A 17,425-nucleotide genomic window follows, 5' to 3' on the forward strand; every position below is an offset into this window, starting at 1 on the left:
GAGCCTACTCGGCGTCCCGCCAACCGCTGCCATGCCACAGCCGCACGGTCACGGTGGCGGCGCCGTCCGCGATGACGATGCGGTTGTAGGCGTTGGGTTCGGAGCCGCGCAGGCGGGTCGAGGTGGCCGAACCCGCTTGGACCGCGAGCAGATGCCCGCGTCGGCCCCGCATGACGCCCCGGTCCACCGTGTCGTTCGCAGCACCCGAGGCGTCGGCTTCGGCGAACCGGGCGTAGTGCCGGTGGAGGTGGCCGGCGAGGGTCAGTCCGACGCCCTGGCGCCGGAACGCGGCGAGCGCCAAGTCGGCGCGGCCGACGAGGCGGGCTTCCTCGTCCCAGGGCGGCGGCATGAACGGGTGATGTCCCACCACAATCCGGAACACGTGCGCCGGCATGGCGGCGAGCCGCGCCTCGGCCTGCACGATCTGGCGCCGCCGGATCTTGCCCTGCGACCAGTCGGCCTCGGGCGCCCAGGTCCGCACTGTGTTGAGGCAGACGATGCCGATCTCGTCGTCGAGATGGGTCGGCTCCGTGCTGGGCGCGATGTAGCGGCGGTAGCGCGCGAACGGCCGGAGGAAGCGCTGCACGAGGTGGAACGGCGAGATGTCGTGGTTGCCCGGCACGGCGATCCACGGCGCGTCGAGGCGTGCCAGGAAGGCCCGGGCCGCCGCGTACTCCAGCTTGCGCGCACGCATGGTGAAATCCCCCGACGCGATGACGAGGTCGGGACGATCGCGGTTGAGTTCTGTGATGAGCCCCTCGACCACGGCCGGGTTCGTTCGGCCGAAATGCAGGTCCGAGATGTGGGCGAGGCGCCGCAACGCCGGTTTATTGCTGGGCGCGGTTGATGATCGCCTGGAGCGCGCGAGCCACGGGCTCGGTGACGGTCTTGCGGTACTTGCGGTGAACCAGCTGGCCGTTGTGGTAGATGTCGTGCTCCACGTAGAGCTTCTCGCCGTCCCAGCGGACGATGTTGTCCGTCTCGGTGGTCTCCTCGACGCCGAGATCCTCGCGGAAGGTCACGCCACCGGCTTGCGCAAACATGGTCGGTCCTGGGCTCGATACGGCTGGCGTCGCCGCGGTGTCAGTGTAGGCACCCGCCGCGCCCGACGCTACCCGTCCCGCATCCTCAACGCACCGTGACCTGATCCTTGATCCGCTCGTAGGTCGCCCGGCTCAGGACGCGCTTCGACAGGAGCTGATCGACGGACGCGTAGGGCCGCTTCTGCACGATGGAGCGGCCGATCATGCCCCCGCCCTTGAGGCCGTTGAGCTCGGCGACGCTCGCGGTGTTGAGATCGGCGATGGCCATGGCGCGCGGGCCGGCATTGTCGGACGCGCTGGCGACCTCCCCTTCGCCCGCGGCGATCGAGGGCTCGAACGTCAGGGGGGCGGACGGGGCGGATCTGGCGGGCACGGACGGCGTCGGGGGCGTGGGCGTCGGTGCGAGGGAAGGGGGCATCGGAGCGGCGGATGCGACAGGGGCCTGCGGTATCGGCTGGACGGGCGCCGGGGGGGCTGTCGGAACGGGCGCAGGGTCGGCACGGCGCACGGTGCGCGGTGGATCCACCGGCACGGCCGCGGGCCCCGGATCGGGGTCGACGGTCGCGGGCGACCAGTAGCGCTGGACGATTCCAGCCAGCCCGGCCGCCACGATCAGGAGAACCACGACCCGCAGGAAGGCTGAACCGCTGAGCATTCGGTGGCGGCCTCGGATACGAGAAACGATCCCTCGTTTATCATGGGTTACAGGTCGATGCCCCGGCGCGGACGCGACGGGCGGCAATCTCCTGTCGATAAAAGCCCCTTTTGCCACCCGTCCGATCGCACGGGGATCGTCCGATCTCTCAAGGCACCGGCGCCACGGCCTGCGACAGCCCGGCACCGCCGGCCGGGATCGACGCATGGGCCCGGCCCCGCCATGGTCCGCGCCGATGCCAGCACCCCGTCCCGACCCCGCTCCCTCCACCGCGCCGCCGGACGGTGCCCTCGCCGAGCGCTTCGGCGCCCTGCGCCATCTGCCGGCCCTCGCCCGCCTCGTCTACGCCGCGAGCCCGCGCCTGCTGCCGGCGAGCCTCGCCCTGCGGCTCGCCCGGGCGAGCCTGCCCGTGTCGATGCTCTACGTGGCGAAACTCATCCTCGACGCCATCGTGGCCGAACATGCCCGACCGCACCCGATCGGCCTCGGCATCGACGCCTGGATGGCCGATCCGGCCTTGAGGCACCTCGCCGGACTCGTCGTCCTCGAATTCGGACTGGCGATCCTGTCCGATCTTCTGGGCCGTGCCAGCACCCTCGTCGACGGCCTTGTCGCCGATCGCTACGGCAACGCCGCCAGCCTCCGGCTCATGCGCCACGCCGCCGACCTCGATCTCGCCCAGTTCGAGGATGCGGCCCAGCAGGACCGCCTGGAGCGGGCGCGCCGGCAGGTCACCGGCCGCTCGAACCTGCTGTTCCAGCTCTTCGGCCAGGGGCAGGACCTCATCACCCTCGCGGCCTTCGCCATCGGGTTGGCGGCCTATGCGCCCTGGCTCATCCTCCTCGTGGCCCTGGCCCTGGTGCCGGCCTTCCTCAACGAGACGTACTTCAACCGCCAGGGCTACCGCCTCGCCTGGACACGCACGCCGGAGCGGCGACAGATCGATTACCTGCGGACGCTGGGTGCCAGCGTCGAGTCGGCCAAGGAAGTGAAGCTGTTCGGCCTCAACGGCTACATCGCCGAGCGTTACGGTGCCCTCGCGGAAAAGCTCATCGCCGACAACCGGGACCTGGCCCTGCGCCGCGCCGCCTGGGGCGGCGGCTTCGCGGCCCTCGGCAGTCTCGCCTATTACGCAGCCTATGCCACCCTGGTCTGGCGTACGGCGGCCGGACAGTTCTCCATCGGGGATCTCGCGTTCCTGGCCGGATCGTTCCAGCGCCTGCGCTCCCTCATCGAGGGCCTGCTGCAGGGGGTCTCGCAGATCGCTTCCGGGGCACAGTACCTCGACGACCTGTTCGCGTTCTTCGCCCTCGTGCCGTCCGTCCGCTCGCCGGCCTCGCCGATTCCACTCCCGAACCGTATGGTCGAGGGAATCGTCTTCGAGGATGTGGGCTTCCGCTATCCGGGCACGGATGTCTGGGCGGTGCGCCACCTCGGGTTCCATCTTCGCGCCGGCGAGGTCCTGGCGCTCGTCGGCGAGAACGGCGCCGGCAAGACGACCATCGTCAAGCTGCTGACCCGGCTCTACGACCCGACCGAGGGCCGGGTTCTCCTCGATGGACGCCCTCTCCCGGACTACGATCTCGACGCGCTGCGCGCCCGCATCGGCGTGATCTTCCAGGATTTCGTGCGCTTCAACCTCACCGCCGGCCAGAACGTCGCGGTGGGCCGGATCGAGGCCCGCGCCGACGAGGCGCGCATCGCCCGTGCGGCGCGGCGCAGTCTGGCCGACGCCGTGATCGCACGCCTGCCGCTGGCCTACGACCAGCCGCTCGGCAAGCTGTTCGCCGAAGGCGTCGACCTCTCCGGCGGCCAGTGGCAGAAGATCGCGCTCAGCCGCGCCTACATGCGCGAGGCCGAGATCCTCATCCTCGACGAGCCCACGGCAGCCCTCGACGCACGGGCCGAGTTCGAGGTGTTCCAGCGTTTTCGCGACCTCAGCCACGGGCGCACGGCGGTGATCATTTCCCACCGCTTCTCCACGGTCCGCATGGCCGACCGCATCCTGGTTCTGGATGGTGGCCGGGTCCTCGAAGCCGGCACCCATGCCGAGCTGCAGGCCACGGGCGGCCGATACGCCGAACTGTTCGAGCTGCAGGCGGCCGGCTATCGCTGACGCCGTCCCGCGCCCGCGTCAGTCCCGCAGGCTGTCCATCTGCGCCCGGTAGTCCGGGGCCAGGTTCAGGCCCAGGGGCGCGTCCATGGTGGGTGGCGGATTGCGCACGCAGGCTTCCAGATACGCGATGGTATCGAGGATCACCGCTTCGCTGAAGGGTTTGGCGATCACACCGACCGCTCCCTCGAAATCCTCGGAGAAGCGCCGGGCGTTGGCGGTGACGAACACGAGCATGGCATCGGATTCGTCCCGCAGGGTCCGGACGATATCGAGGCCGGACGAGCCCCCGCGCAATTGCAGATCGACGAACACGATGTCGGGCTGGGTTTCACGCGCCAGGCGGATCGCGCCCTGTGCCGTGTCGGCGGTCCCGACGACCGCGTGACCGCAATCCTCGAGGAGAAATTCGAGCTGCATCGCGACGAGGGCTTCGTCTTCCGCGATCAGGACCCGAAGGGGTTCGCTCACGCTGTCTCCCTGCTGGTGGCGGTCTCGAGCGGCAGGCGGATGTCGATCCAAGTTCCGGGCCGCGCTCCGGTATTGGCAGGCTGCCAAGCGATACTCGCGTTCAACTGACGTGCCAAGCTTTCGATGAGGCGTTTGCCGAAGGAACGATTGCCCAGGACTTCGCGCGGCATCCCGACCCCGTCGTCGGAGATTCCGACGATGAAATGATCGCCGTCGGGTTTCACCACGATGGACAGGAGGCCCTGCGCTTCGCCCGGAAAAGCGTGCTTCAGGGCGTTGGTGATGAGCTCGTTCATGATCAGGGCGATGGGGGGCGCCTTCTCGACCGGGACCTCAACCGCTTCGAGGTCGAAATGCAGGCCGATGCCGGCCCGGCCCGAACCGCGGACGAGATCGGAGGCGAGCTCGCGGGCGAATTCGGCAACATCGAAGCGACGCACGTCCTGTGATTGGTACAGCCGCTTGTGGACCGTCCCGAGGGCTTCGATCCGGGTCAGCATCGTCTTCATCGCCTCGCGCGCCGCCGGATCGACGATGGCACGGGTTTGCATGGTCAGGAGCGAGGCGATCATCTGAAGATTGTTCTTCACGCGGTGGTCGACCTCGTGGACCAGCATGGTCTTCGCCGCCAGCGCCTCGGTCAGATCCTGTGTCCGCTTGCCGACCTCGCGCTCGAAATGTTCCTTCTCGTGCTGGATGCGCTTCTGGGCATCGACGCGTTCGGTGATGTCGAGCTGCGAGGCGAAGAAGTAGAGCAGTTCGCCCGCCTCGTTGATGACCGGGCTCATGTAAAGGGCGTTCCAGAACGTCGTCCCGTCCTTGCGGTAGTTCAGGATGTCGATGGAGATGTCGCGCCGCGCATCGACGGCCTCGCGGATCTGGCGAACGGCGTTGGGATCGGTGTCGGCGCCCTGCAGGAATCGGCAGTTGGTGCCCATGATTTCGTCTCGGCGATAACCCGAGAGCCTGAGGAAGGCGTCGTTGACGAACACGATGGGATTGTCGCCCCGGCGCGGATCGGTGACGATCATCGCCATGCGCGTCGCGCGAATGGCGGCGGCGAAGGGATCGCCCTTGCCGTGCTCGACCATCAGGTCGTCCGTGAGGTGCCAGGCGTCGTCCCGTTCCATCGTCCTGCCTTCTGCTGGAAGCCCGGGACCCCCGGGCGATCCTGTTCGTGCCGCTCGTTCTCGCTGTGCACCCGCTTGGTGTCCCCGCTTGCCGAAAGTCCCGGCGCGCGGAGCCGCAGGGTTTGCGCCTCGGGCGATGGCGCCGAACGGGTTTTCGTGACGGGTTTTCGTGGAGGCGCCAGTCCGATCCGGTTCGTAACCGTGACCGTGCACCGCTTTAAATTCGGGACGCGGGTGAAAGTTCAATCCGTCCAGTAACCTGAAGCGGCGACCACGCCTCAGGCCGCCGGCGACCGGATGTGTCCCCGATACCACGCCTCGACGGAGAAGCGAGACGGGCCGGAACACCCCAACGGCCAAGCTGGTTCTCGTGCTACGTAGATCCGGTGGGATCGGGCGGTTAGGAAATATCGATGTCTCGTCGTCTCGGGTGGTCGCGCGGCGTCTTCGCCCTTCTCCTTGCCGGTCAGCTCGGCGCCTGCGGCTCCACGCCCCGCGTTTCCTACACGGCGAGCGAGGCCGCCGCCGCCACGGTGCCGGGCATGGACCTGTCCGTGCGCGCCTACGCGGACGCGTCCGAGACGACCTTCACGGAGATGGCCGCCCGGCCCGAGAACAAGAAGGTGCCGTTCGCCTATCTCGCCCTGTCGGGCGGCGGTGGCGACGGGGCCTACGGCGCCGGAATTCTCAACGGCTGGACGGAATCCGGCAAGCGCCCGGAATTCTCCCTCGTCTCGGGTGTCTCCACCGGAGCGCTCATCGCACCCTTCGCCTTCGTCGGCCCCGAATACGACGCGGTCCTCAAGGATATCTACACGAGCGGCGTCGCCTCCACCCTGGTTCAGTCGCCGAGCGTCGCCAATGTTCTGTTCGGCTCCGGCCTGTTCGGCGATGGGCGCCTGCGCGACCTCGTCCGCCGTTACGTGACGCCGGACCTGCTGGCCTCTATCGCCGCCCAGCACGCCAAGGGCCGCCGCCTCCTCGTGGTGACCACCAACCTCGATTCCCAGCGCGCCGTGATCTGGAACATGGGCGCCATCGCGACCAATGGCGGACCCACCGCCCTCGACCTGTTCTCGGACGTGCTCACGGCCTCCGCCAGCATCCCGGCGGTGTTCCCGCCCCAGCTCCTCGACGTGCAGGCCGAAGGCCGTGCGTTCCAGGAAATGCATGTGGACGGCTCGGTGGTGACGCCGGTGTTCACCCTGCCGCAATCGTTCCTGCTGCGCGACGGGCGCTTCAAGGCCGGCGCGAAATCCGACATCTACGTGATCATCAACGGTCGTCTGGAGCCGGAATTCGACCTCGCGCAGAACAACACCCTGTCCATCGTCGAGCGCTCGTTCACCACGGCGAGCCGTGCCCGCAGCCGGGCCACCATGGCCACGACCTACGCCTTCACCCGGTCCAACGGCATCGGCTTCAACCTCACCTACATCGACGAATCGGCGCCCAACACCACCGCGGCCCGGGGCTTCGACACGGGCTACATGCGCAGCCTCTACGAGAGCGGCTTCCAGGCCGGGCGCACCGGCACGTTCTGGCGCAAGAACGTGCCGACCGCGCCCCTGCTGAAGACCGTCGCGGAAGCCCGCTGAGGCGGCACCACGCATCACGAGGGCCACCTCTGTTGGGGTCGGCCCGGGTCTCCGGAGCCAAGAACGAGGGCCACCCCTGCGGGGGTGGGTCTCGTGTCTCATGCTGCAATGCGATAGGAAGCCGGTTCCCCGTGGGTCGCTCGTGAGCCCGCGCCCCCTCGGCGAACCGTGACCTCCGCATGATCCAGATCGAAGACCTCACCTTCAGCGCCTGGGGCCGGCGCTTCTTCGACCGCGCGAGCGTCGCCATCCCACCGGGCTCCAAGGTCGGGCTGGTGGGACGCAACGGGGTCGGCAAATCGACCCTGTTCAAGATCATCCTCGGCGAGTTCCAGCCCGATGGCGGCGCGATCCTGCTGCCGAAGACCGCCCGTGTGGCGAGCGTCGACCAGGAGCACCCGGCGACGCCCATCAGCCTCATCGACACGATCCTCGCCGCCGACACGGAGCGCGAGGCCCTGAACGCCGAGCTCGAGACCGCCGAGCCCGAGCGCATGGGCGAGATCTACGGCCGCCTCATCGAGATCGACGCCGACCGGGCGCCCGCGCGCGCCGGCGAGATCCTGGCCGGCCTTGGCTTCTCCGTGGCCGACCTCGAACGCCCCATGGCCGAGTTCTCCGGCGGCTGGCGCATGCGGGTGGCCCTCGCCGCCGCACTGTTCGCCGAGCCGGACATGCTGCTCCTCGATGAGCCGACCAACTACCTCGATCTCGAAGGTGCCCTGTGGCTGGAGGCGCGGCTGAAGCGCTATCCGCACTCGGCGCTCATCATCAGCCACGACCGCGAACTCTTGAACAATTCCGTCGACGCGATCCTGCACGTGGCCGGCGAGAAACTCGAACTCTACACGGGCGGCTACGACGACTTCGAGAAGCGCCGGGCGGAGAAGGCCCGCCTCCAGGCCTCGACCAAGGTGAAGCAGGAGGCCGAGCGCGCCCACCTGCAGAGCTTCGTCGATCGCTTCAAGGCCTCGGCCTCCAAGGCCGCACAGGCCCAGTCGCGGATGAAGCGTCTGGCCAAGATGGAGCCCATCGCCACCACCATCGAGGAGCACGTGGCCCCGTTCCACCTGCCGTCGCCGAAGCGGCCCCTGGCGCCGCCCCTCATGCACCTCACCGGCGCCAGCATCGGCTACGGCGACGACGCGCCGATCCTGCGCGACCTCAACCTAACCCTCGACGTCGACGACCGCATCGGGTTGCTCGGCGTCAACGGGGCGGGCAAATCCACCTTCGCCAAGATGGCGGCCGGTGCCTTGTCCGTCCGCGACGGCCGGATGGTGCGCGAGGGGCGCGTGCAGGTCGGCTGGTTCCACCAGCACCAGATCGAGGCCCTCGATCCGAAGGACACGCCGCTCGCCATCATCCGCCGCGAGCGACCCGACGACAGTGAATCCGCCCGCCGCGCCAAGCTGGCGAGCTTCGGGCTTCCCTTCGACAAGCAGGAGACCACCGTGGACGCCCTGTCGGGCGGCGAGCGGGCGCGCCTGCTCCTGAACCTCGTGGCCATGCAGGCGCCGCACCTGCTCATCCTCGACGAGCCGACCAACCACCTCGACATCGACAGCCGCCGGGCGCTCCTCGATGCGCTCAACGATTACGGCGGGGCGGTGATCCTCATCACCCACGATCGCTCGCTGATGGAGCTCGTGGCGGACCGCCTATGGCTGGCGGCGGACAACACCGTGACGCCGTTCGCCGGGGATATGGACGATTACGCGAAGTTCGTTCTCGACCGCACCCGCGCGGGCCAGCGCGCGCCGGGGCAGGGGCGGGAGAAGAAGGGCAAGCGCCGGGCGGCGTGAAACTGACGCTTCTTCGACCTCGAACTTCATCCTGAGGTGCCGCGAAGCGGCCTCGAAGGAGGACTCCAGGGAACGCGGCGCCTTCTGAAACCCTTCTTCGAGGCCTCCGCTTCGCTCCAATGCATCAGGATGAGGAGGCGGGAGGGGAACACTGAAACGCCGCCATCCAGAGGGACGGCGGCGCTTTAAAATTCCTACTTGCGCAGCAGCTTGGTGACGAGGCGTCCGATCGGGCTGCTCGACTCGTAGTTGCGCTCGTCGCGAACCACGGGGCGGTCCTCGTTGCCGAGGATCTTGGTGACGAGGCGTCCGATGAGGCTCATGGCTGGCTCCGGGTGTCGAGGGGAGCGCCGGCGATAACGGCGCAGCTTGACCCATCAACACGCAGGTCCCGATACCTGTTCCCATGGGACGCGCGCCGTGACGGCATCGGCCTTGCTGGCGAAGGCCGAAACACGCGAGGCCGGATGACCGACAAGCTGCTCCACGCCGGCGCGAGCCTGGCCTTTCTCCTCGCCGTCGGGATCCTGTTCTCGACCGACCGCCGGGCGATCCGCCCCCGGGTGGTGCTCTCGGCCCTCGCCCTTCAGGTGACGCTCGGGGCCCTCGTGCTGTTCGTGCCCTGGGGACGGGCCGGGCTCGCGGCGGCGGCCGGCTTCGTCCAGACCGTGCTCGGCTATGGCGACCGCGGCACCGCGTTCCTGTTCGGCGGCCTCGTCGAACCCAGGATGTTCGAACTGTTCGGCGGCAGCGGCTTCATCCTCGCCTTACGCATCCTACCGCAGATCCTCTACGTCTCCGCCCTCATCGCGGTCCTGTACCATTTCGGCGTGATGCAGGCGGCGGCCCGTGCCGTCGGGTCGGTGCTGCGGCGCGTGCTCGGCACCTCGCCCATCGAGACGTTCTCGGCCGTCATCACCATCGCCATCGGCCAGAGCGAGATCGCCATCGCGCTGCGACCCTTCCTCATGGCGCTGACCTCGGCCGAACTCTTCGCCGTGATGTCGAGCGGGGCGGCCTCGACCGCCGGTACCATCCTGGCCGGCTACGCGGCGCTCGGCGTACCCATGGAGTACCTCTTGGCGGCGAGCGTCATGGCGATTCCGGGCGGCCTGCTCTACGCCAAGATCCTGGTGCCGACGACGGAGCCGACCCGCATCGTCTCCACCCACGTCACCTTCGGCGAGACCCGGGCCGTCAACGTCATCGAGGCGGCGGCCGACGGCACCCAGAAGGGGCTGGGGGTGGCCGTGTCCGTGGGGGCGATGCTCATCGCGTTCACGGGCCTCATCGCCCTGCTGAACGGCTTCGCCGGCTGGGCCGGCGGCGTGTTCGGATGGCCCGGCCTCAGCCTGGAGGGCGTGCTCGGCGCCGCCTTCGCGCCCCTGGCCTGGCTTCTGGGGGTGCCCTGGAGCGAGGCCGGCTTCGTCGGAGGTGCGCTCGGCCAGAAGATCGCCTTCAACGAGTTCCTGGCCTACGCCCGGATCTCGCCCGTCCTCAAGGACGGCAGCCTCGATCCCCGCACGGGCGCGATCCTGTGCTTTGCCCTGTGCGGGTTCGCCAACCTCACCTCGGTGGCGATCCAACTCGCGAGCCTGTCGAGCCTGGCGCCCGAGCGTCGTCCCGAGATCGCCCGGTTCGGCCTGCGGGCGATCCTGGCCGGGACCCTGTCCAACCTCACGAGCGCGGCCCTGGCGGGCCTGTTCATCGGAGGGTGAAACGCGAAATTTCCGTCTGAAATGCGAAGCGCGCGCGGAGGGCTGCACCCCGCGCGCGCTTCGAATTGTCGAGCCTGGCTCAAGCCGCCTTGCGGGCCACCAGGGGGACGGGCAGTTCGATGTCGACGCCGAGGGTCGAGACGTCCTTGCCCCGGTCCAGGCGGATCTGGACCTTGTCCTGTTCGACGATGACGTGCTTGGCGATCACCGCGAGGATCTCCTCGCGAAGAATCATCACGAGGTCGGAGCCGCCGGCATTCCCGCGCTCATGCGCGAGGATGAGCTGCAGGCGGTCCCGCGCCACCGGCGCGGACCCCCGCCGGTTGAACATCTTGCGAAGGCTCATGCCGCCCTCCGGGTGAACAGCTTGTTGAGAAGGGACTTCTTGTCCGACGGGATCGCCATCGGCACCGTATCGCCCTTGAGGCGGCGGACCGCGTCGATGTAGGCCCGCGACGGGGCGCAGAGCGGGTTGTTGAGGGTCACCGGGCAGCCGACGTTGGAGGCGCGCAGGACTTCCATGCTCTCGGGGATGATGGCCAGCAGCGGGATCGAGAGGATCTCGAGCACGTCGTCGATCTTGAGCATGTCGCCCCGGTCGGCCCGGGCGGCGTCGTAGCGGGTGAGGATGAGGTGCTTCTCCATGGTCTCGCCGCGCTCGGCCTTGAGGGTCTTCGAATCGAGGAGCCCGATGATCCGATCCGAATCGCGCACCGAGGAGACTTCCGGATTGGTCACCACCACGGCGAGATCGGCGTGGCGCATGGCCAGCGTCGCGCCGCGCTCGATGCCGGCAGGCGAATCGCAGATCACCCAGTCGAACTTTTCGCGCAGCTCGTTCATGACGCGGGCGACGCCCTCGTCCGTGAGCGCGTCCTTGTCGCGGGTCTGCGAGGCGGGCAGCAGGGAGAGGTTCTCCAGGCGCTTGTCGCGGATGAGGGCCTGGTTGAGCTTGGCGTCGCCGTTGACCACGTTGATGAGGTCGTAGACCACGCGGCGCTCGGCGCCCATCACGAGGTCGAGGTTGCGCAGGCCGACGTCGAAATCGACCACCGCCACGCTCTGGCCCGCCTGCGCGAGCGCCGCACCGAGGGCCGCCGTCGTCGTCGTCTTGCCGACGCCGCCCTTGCCTGATGTCACGACCAGAATCTTGGCCATACGAGCTGTCTCCCTCAATCCAAGGATGCGAATTTGATGGCGCCGCCATCGAGCCAGATCTGCACGGCCTGGCCGCGCAGGTGGGTGCCCATGTCCTCGGCCGTGCGGACGAGGCGGTCGATGCCGAGGAGTTCGGGCTCGAACTTGCGGCAGCAGATGCGGGCGCGGGGGTTGCGGGCGGCGCCGGCGATGGCGCGCCCCCGCAGGGCGCCGTAGACGTGGATGGACCCGCCGGCGAGGATCTCGGCCCCCGAGGAGACCGAGCCCATCACGGTGACGTCACCGGTGGGGTGGACGATGGACTGGCCCGACCGCACGGACCCTTCGATGGTCAGCGAAGTCGTGGCCGGCTCCGGAGGCGCCGGCGGCTCCTCCGGCACGGTCGGGATCTCGACGGTCGAGACCCCGCGGCCCGCGCCGAGCCAGGGCGGGCGCCCCGGACCGATGAGGGGCAGTTCCGAGCCCTCGATGCCGAGGATGCGGATGCGGCGGCTGCCGAGATCGGCGAGCAGCCGGTCGAGGCCGGGGGCGTCCGGCGCGAGTGCCGCGACGTCGAGGATCAGGGCGCGCCCGTCGAACAGCGTCGGCGAGCGCTTCAGGGCCTCGTCCAGATCGGCGAACCAATCGGGAAGCGGCAGCTCCGGGGCCAGGACGAGCGCCTTGAAGGCACGGCCACGAAGCTCAACGGATCGGCGGGGAGTGGGGGCGCTGGTCACGGCGTCTCGCGATTCCTTACCAGACCATTGATGCCCGGTATGGTTACCGCTTCGTTAACGAGCCGTGTTCAAAGGATTAAAGATTGCCCCTGTCCCGGGATACCGTGATCCCCGGAGCACAGGACGGGCCCGGTGAAAGAAACAGGCTGGGCCGAAGCGGGGCGCCTGGCCGAGGCTCCCTCAGTCGAGAGCCGCCACCTTGATGGTGTCGCCCTCGAGCCGCACCTGCGCGGGCAGGCCGCGCTGGACGGGCCCGAGGTCGTCGGCCGTGCGGTAGAGGCCGTCGATGGCGATGAGTTCTGGCTCGAACTTGCGGCAGGTGATGCGCGCCTCCGGGTTCCCCGCCGCCCCCGCGATGGCCCGCCCCCGCAGGGCGCCGTAGACGTGAAGCGAGCCGCCCGCGATGATCTCGGCGCCGGACGCCACAGAGCCCATCACGGTGATGTCGCCGTCGAGATGCAGCACCGTCTGGCCGGAGCGCACGGGCGCGTCGAGGATCAGGGAGCGGGCCGGCGCCGGTGACGAGGCCACCGACATCCGGGCCTCGGGCGCCTCGGCCTCCGGAGCCGCAACCTCCTCCACGGGGCGTCCGCCGGCCAGGGGCGGCGGCAGGCCGTCGCCGAGGAGACCGTGCGCCGCGCCCTCGATGCCCATCACGGTGACGTTGCGGCCGGAGAGGTCCGCCACGAGGGCCCGCAATCCCTCCCGGTCGAGGCCGGCGCCCGAAATTTCGAGGATCACCGGCCGCCCGACGAAGAAGGCCGGCGAGCGCCGGGCGAGGGCGTCGAGTTCCTCCAGCCATTCGGCCACCGGCGGCACCGGCGCGAGGACGAGGGCCATGAACGAACGGCCGCGAAAGCGGATCGGGGGGCGGGCGGGGTTCGACGGACTGACAGCGGAACTTGCGGACACGACATCTCTCTTCCGAGGGGAGGGGCCGCGGCCCGTTGTGAACGGAAGCCCCGAAATGGTTCTTGGCCGGCGGAGTGGTTCTCGGCCGACATGTTAACCCGGAGCGAGTCTCCGAGTGGACCTCCATTCGGACCGTCAACACGATTTGAAACGGCTTATTCCACGGCTGCGCTCTCGGTCAGAAGGAGGGCTGCGGGAGGTTTCGACAAGGACACCGATATTCAGCAAAGCAACTTTGGAATGGTTCCATAACATACTGATTGCCCGCGTAAGTGGGAGATCGGTATAGCGGAGCGCATCCAATCTGAGACGGCGGTGCGTAGCCTCGGGGCGATGGTCCCGGCCTTGCCGTCCGTGCGACCGCCGATCGAAAGTGCCGCCGATGCCGGACGAAACCGCCCTGCGAAACCCCGGTCGAGGCCTTGGCTGGCGTGTGCGTGCCGCCGTCGCCGGCCGCGTCGTGCTCGCCACCTTCGGCGGTTACGCCATTGCGGCGCTGTCCACCGCGTTCCTGTCCCTCGTGCTCCCTATGGTCCGCTCCGAGGCCGTGGCGACGGCGACCCTGCTCAGCTTCGCCGTCATGGTCGGCGCCGTGGTCTGGGTGTTCGCCGCCCGGACCCTCGTCCGGGCCGCCCTCGGCCTCGCCATTCCGGGCATCCTGCTGGGCGGCGGCCTGTGGCTCGCCCTCGCCCTCGTGGATACGGCGTCGCCGGCATGAAGCAGGGGTTCCGCCAATCCATGGCGTGGCTGCACACCTGGGCCGGTCTCGTGACCGGCTGGGTGATGTTCGCCGTCTTCGTGACCGGCACGGCGACCTACTACCGGACCGACATCTCCCTGTGGATGCGCCCCGAGCTGCGGGCCGCCGCCGTCGAGCCGGGAATCGCGGCCGAGCGCGGCGCAGCCTACCTTAAGGTCCACGCGCCGAAGGCCGTGTCGTGGTTCGTGTCCGTGCCGCAGGAGGATCGGCCCCTCATCGGGGTGTACTGGCTCGACAGCTTCGAGGCGCCGATCCAGCAGGCGACCCTGGACGCCGAGACCGGCGCGCCGACCACCGCGCGGGCGACGCAGGGCGGCGATTTTCTCTACCGCGTCCACTACGAACTGCAGATGATGCCCGAGGTCGGGCGCTGGATCGTCGGGGCCAGCGCCATGGTGCTGCTCGTCGCCCTGGTCTCCGGCATCGTCACCCACCGGCGGATCTTCGCGGACTTCTTCACCTTCCGGCGGGACCGATCGGCCCAGCGCGGCTGGCTCGACGCCCACAACTTCACGGGTGTGCTCGCCCTGCCGTTCCACCTCATGATCACCTACACGGGCATCGTCACCCTGGCGTTCACCCTCATGCCCTGGGGCGTCGCCTCCGCCTACAAGGGCGACGCCATGCGGTTCTTCGTGGAGACCGGGCAGACTCCGGCCTGGCGCGCCGCCGCCGGGCGCCCCGCCGAGGCCCTCCCCCTGGCACCCCTGATGGCGCGGGCGCAGGCGGAGGTGTCCGAACCCCTTGAAATGGTCATCGTCAACAATCCGGGCGACGCCGCCTCTACGGTGGCGGCTGTCTTCGAAGAGCCCAAGGGCCTCGCCCACCGCCACCCGCAGGTAGTGTTCGAGGCGGTCTCGGGCGCGGTGATCGCGCGCCTCGGGACCTTGAAGCCCGTCGCCCACGTCTTCACGAGTTTCCTCGGCCTGCACGAGGCGCATTTCGCCGGGCCCGCCCTGCGGGTGCTGTTCTTCCTGTGCGGCGTCATGGGCTCGGCCACCATCGCCACGGGCCTCGTCCTGTGGGCGGTGGCGCGAGCGCCGAAACCCGGCACCGCGCCGGACTTCGGCCTGCGCTTCGTGCGCGGCCTCAACCTCGGTACCATCCTGGGCCTGCCCATCGGAATCGCGGCGTTCTTCCTCGCCAACCGGCTCCTGCCCGTGGCCCTGGAGGCGCGCGCTACCTGGGAGGGCGGGGTGTTTTTCGGTGCCTGGGGGCTCGCTGCCGTCGTCGGTCTCCTGCGCCCCCACGACCGGACCTGGCGTGAGATGGGCACGGCCGCCGCCCTCCTGTTCCTCGCGATCCCCCTCGTGAGCGCCCTCACCACGGACCGAGGCTTCGACTTCATCGGGTTCGACGCCGCGATGATCGCCATCGGCCTCGCCCTGGCCTGGGGCGCCCGCAAGGTCTCGCGGTATCGCGGTCCGGCCCGCACCCGCCCGGCCACCGCCCCCGAATCCCTGGCTCGCGCATGACCCCGTCCTCCGTCGCCCTCAATCTCGCCCTCAGCTTCGCGGGGCTCGCCGCCCTCTGCCTCGCCATGGACCGCCACCACCGGGCGATTTTCCACGGCGCCCCTTCGCGGGCACGGGCGCGGGCCCTGCGCTGGACCGGCTGGTGCGGGATCGCCGCCTCCTTCGCCGCCGCCGTGATCACGGCGGACTGGAATTTCGGACCGGTGCAGTGGATCGGGTCGCTCACGGGGGCGGCGCTGATCCTCGTCGGCCTGGTCTCGTACCGGCCGCGCTGGATCCGCCCGGCGGCCCTGGCCGCCCTGCCGCTCGCCGCCGCCGCGGCTTTCCTTACCTGAAGTGTCCTGCCTCACCTGAAGCGTCCTGCCTCGCCCGAGGCGCCGGGGCGTCCTATCGTCGGCCGATCCGACAGGAGTGCCGATGCCCCTCGACCCCGCCCTCACCGCGCGCATCGCCGCCTCCGTCGCGGCGGGATTCCCCGAGCAGGTCGCCCACACCCAGGCCCTGGTGAGGTTCGGGTCCGTCCGGGGCCATGAGGGCGCAATCCAGGATTTCGTGTTCGATGCCTATGCGGCGCGCGGCTACGCGCCGGAGCGCCTCGCCCTCGACGGACCGGCGCTGGCGGCCCATCCGGGCGCCGGACGGGTGACGGAGGCGCAGTCGCGCGCGCCCCTGGTGATCGCGACGCATCGGCCCCGCGACCCCGTCGGCCGCTCCCTCATCCTCCAGGCCCATGTCGACGTGGTGCCGACCGGCCCCGCCGATCTGTGGACCCACGCGCCGTTCGATCCGGTCATCGACGGCGACTGGCTGTATGGGCGCGGCGCCGCCGACATGAAGGCCGGTCACGCCGCCAACCTGTTCGCCCTCGATGCCCTGCACCGCATCGGCCTCCAGCCCGCCGCACCGGTCATCCTGCAATCCGTGGTCGAGGAGGAATCCACCGGCAACGGCGCCCTGATGATCCACTTGGCGGGATACCGCGCCGACGCCGTGCTGATTCCCGAACCCGAGGACGAGAAGCTCGTGCGCGCCAATGTCGGCGTGCTGTGGTTCACCGTGGCGGTGCAGGGCCGCCCGACCCACGTGCGCGCGATGGGCGCCGGCGCCAACGCCATCGATGCCGCCTACCGGGTCGTCGGAGCCCTGCGCGCCCTGGAGGCACGCTGGAACGCCGACAAGGCTGGCCGGCCCCATTTCGACGGCGCGGCGGACGCCATCAACCTCAATGTAGGGCGGATCGAGGGCGGCGACTGGGCTTCCTCGGTGCCGGCCTGGTGCCGGATCGCCTGCCGCATCGGCCTGTATCCGGGCGTGGCGGCGGCGGACGCCGCCCGTGCCGTCGCGGACGCGGTGGCGGCGTTCGCCCGCACCGACTCGTTCCTCGCCGCCGCCCCGCCCGTCGTCACCTTCGACGGCTTCTTCGCCGAGGGCTACGTCCTCGAACCGGGCTCGGAGGCCGAGGCGGTGCTGGCCGCAGCGCACGCGGGTGCCACGGGCGAGCCGCTCCAAAGCTTCATGTCCCCGAGCTACCTCGATACCCGGGTCCACGCCCTCTACGACCGGGTGCCGGCCCTGTGCTACGGCCCCATCAGCCACGATATTCACGGCTGCGACGAGCGCGTGAGCCTCGCCTCCGTCCGGCGCGTCACCACGGCGATCGCGCTGTTCGTCGCCGAATGGTGCGGCGTCGAGGCGATCGCGGCGGACTGATCCGGCCGACCGCCGCCGGGTGACGGCCCCGTCCGCGACGCCATGTGGACGGGTGGGTCTGCGTCCGATCGGACCCCTTTTGCCGGTCCCGCGCGCACGCTACCACTCTCGCCCGTGACACAGTTCCGCTTCATCCCCCGTCTGGTACGCCGCGCGACGCG

At 69.6% G+C, this 17,425-nt stretch carries 18 protein-coding genes; 8 read left to right on the forward strand and 10 right to left on the reverse strand.

The window, feature by feature from the left end; translation table 11 throughout:
- Positions 1-4: 4 nt before the first annotated feature.
- The 3 genes from ASF52_RS01185 to ASF52_RS01195 form a co-directional block, all read right to left on the reverse strand.
- Positions 5-820, reverse strand: a complete 816-nt coding sequence (locus ASF52_RS01185) for a metallophosphoesterase family protein (protein ID WP_056166262.1) — start codon at positions 818-820, stop codon at positions 5-7.
- Positions 821-827: 7 nt separating this feature from the next.
- Positions 828-1,043 (reverse strand): hypothetical protein, encoded by a 216-nt coding sequence (locus tag ASF52_RS01190; RefSeq protein ID WP_056166264.1) that lies wholly within the window; start codon positions 1,041-1,043, stop codon positions 828-830.
- Between the two features lie 85 nt (positions 1,044-1,128).
- Complete coding sequence (locus ASF52_RS01195) at positions 1,129-1,698, reverse strand: helix-hairpin-helix domain-containing protein (RefSeq protein ID WP_056166267.1); 570 nt, start codon at positions 1,696-1,698, stop codon at positions 1,129-1,131.
- Between the two features lie 235 nt (positions 1,699-1,933).
- Here ASF52_RS01195 and ASF52_RS01200 point away from each other — a divergent pair, with 235 nt between their 5' ends.
- Positions 1,934-3,814, forward strand: coding sequence for an ABC transporter ATP-binding protein (locus ASF52_RS01200; protein WP_056166925.1), 1,881 nt, complete (start codon positions 1,934-1,936; stop codon positions 3,812-3,814).
- Between the two features lie 18 nt (positions 3,815-3,832).
- Here the strand turns inward: ASF52_RS01200 and ASF52_RS01205 are convergent, their stop codons facing one another.
- Together ASF52_RS01205 and ASF52_RS01210 are read right to left on the reverse strand one after the other, a co-directional pair.
- Complete coding sequence (locus ASF52_RS01205; protein WP_056166270.1) at positions 3,833-4,282, reverse strand: response regulator; 450 nt, start codon at positions 4,280-4,282, stop codon at positions 3,833-3,835.
- On the reverse strand, positions 4,279-5,760 hold the full coding sequence (locus ASF52_RS01210) for a histidine kinase dimerization/phosphoacceptor domain -containing protein (RefSeq protein ID WP_274533773.1): 1,482 nt from the start codon (positions 5,758-5,760) through the stop codon (positions 4,279-4,281). The genes ASF52_RS01205 and ASF52_RS01210 overlap by 4 nt, the downstream gene beginning before the upstream one ends.
- Positions 5,761-5,825: 65 nt before the next feature.
- Here ASF52_RS01210 and ASF52_RS01215 point away from each other — a divergent pair, with 65 nt between their 5' ends.
- On the forward strand, positions 5,826-7,010 hold the full coding sequence (locus tag ASF52_RS01215) for a patatin-like phospholipase family protein (protein WP_056166278.1): 1,185 nt from the start codon (positions 5,826-5,828) through the stop codon (positions 7,008-7,010).
- Between the two features lie 179 nt (positions 7,011-7,189).
- On the forward strand, positions 7,190-8,815 hold the full coding sequence (locus ASF52_RS01220) for an ABC-F family ATP-binding cassette domain-containing protein (protein ID WP_056166280.1): 1,626 nt from the start codon (positions 7,190-7,192) through the stop codon (positions 8,813-8,815).
- Positions 8,816-9,009: 194 nt separating this feature from the next.
- Here ASF52_RS01220 and ASF52_RS01225 read toward each other — a convergent pair whose 3' ends face one another.
- Entirely contained in the window at positions 9,010-9,138 is a 129-nt protein-coding gene (locus ASF52_RS01225) for a hypothetical protein (RefSeq protein WP_056087800.1), read from the reverse strand.
- A gap of 144 nt (positions 9,139-9,282) precedes the next feature.
- Here ASF52_RS01225 and ASF52_RS01230 point away from each other — a divergent pair, with 144 nt between their 5' ends.
- Entirely contained in the window at positions 9,283-10,533 is a 1,251-nt protein-coding gene (locus ASF52_RS01230; protein ID WP_056166283.1) for a NupC/NupG family nucleoside CNT transporter, read from the forward strand.
- Between the two features lie 79 nt (positions 10,534-10,612).
- Here the strand turns inward: ASF52_RS01230 and minE are convergent, their stop codons facing one another.
- From minE to minC (ASF52_RS01250), 4 genes are all read right to left on the reverse strand, one after another.
- Positions 10,613-10,879, reverse strand: a complete 267-nt coding sequence (gene minE / locus ASF52_RS01235; protein ID WP_056087796.1) for a cell division topological specificity factor MinE — start codon at positions 10,877-10,879, stop codon at positions 10,613-10,615.
- Positions 10,876-11,691, reverse strand: a complete 816-nt coding sequence (gene minD / locus ASF52_RS01240; protein ID WP_056166289.1) for a septum site-determining protein MinD — start codon at positions 11,689-11,691, stop codon at positions 10,876-10,878. Before minD ends, minE begins: the two co-directional genes overlap by 4 nt.
- Before the next feature lie 14 nt (positions 11,692-11,705).
- Positions 11,706-12,407 carry a septum site-determining protein MinC gene (gene minC, locus ASF52_RS01245; protein WP_056166291.1) on the reverse strand — a complete coding sequence of 234 codons (702 nt, stop codon included), beginning with the start codon at positions 12,405-12,407 and terminating at the stop codon, positions 11,706-11,708.
- Positions 12,408-12,587: 180 nt separating this feature from the next.
- A complete protein-coding gene (gene minC, locus ASF52_RS01250) occupies positions 12,588-13,247 on the reverse strand; it encodes a septum site-determining protein MinC (protein WP_056166294.1) in 660 nt (219 codons plus the stop codon).
- 454 nt (positions 13,248-13,701) lie between these two features.
- Between minC (ASF52_RS01250) and ASF52_RS01255 the strand changes: the two genes are divergently transcribed.
- From ASF52_RS01255 to ASF52_RS01270, 4 genes are all read left to right on the forward strand, one after another.
- Entirely contained in the window at positions 13,702-14,037 is a 336-nt protein-coding gene (locus ASF52_RS01255; protein ID WP_056166297.1) for a hypothetical protein, read from the forward strand.
- Positions 14,034-15,554 (forward strand): PepSY-associated TM helix domain-containing protein, encoded by a 1,521-nt coding sequence (locus ASF52_RS01260; RefSeq protein WP_056166300.1) that lies wholly within the window; start codon positions 14,034-14,036, stop codon positions 15,552-15,554. Before ASF52_RS01255 ends, ASF52_RS01260 begins: the two co-directional genes overlap by 4 nt.
- On the forward strand, positions 15,551-15,889 hold the full coding sequence (locus tag ASF52_RS01265; protein WP_056166302.1) for a DUF3325 domain-containing protein: 339 nt from the start codon (positions 15,551-15,553) through the stop codon (positions 15,887-15,889). Before ASF52_RS01260 ends, ASF52_RS01265 begins: the two co-directional genes overlap by 4 nt.
- A gap of 82 nt (positions 15,890-15,971) precedes the next feature.
- Positions 15,972-17,264 carry an ArgE/DapE family deacylase gene (locus ASF52_RS01270; protein ID WP_056166305.1) on the forward strand — a complete coding sequence of 431 codons (1,293 nt, stop codon included), beginning with the start codon at positions 15,972-15,974 and terminating at the stop codon, positions 17,262-17,264.
- The last annotated feature ends 161 nt before the right edge of the window (positions 17,265-17,425 follow it).

The sequence above is a fragment of the Methylobacterium sp. Leaf112 genome, assembly GCF_001423295.1.
In the GTDB taxonomy this organism is placed as follows: Bacteria; Pseudomonadota; Alphaproteobacteria; order Rhizobiales; family Beijerinckiaceae; genus Methylobacterium.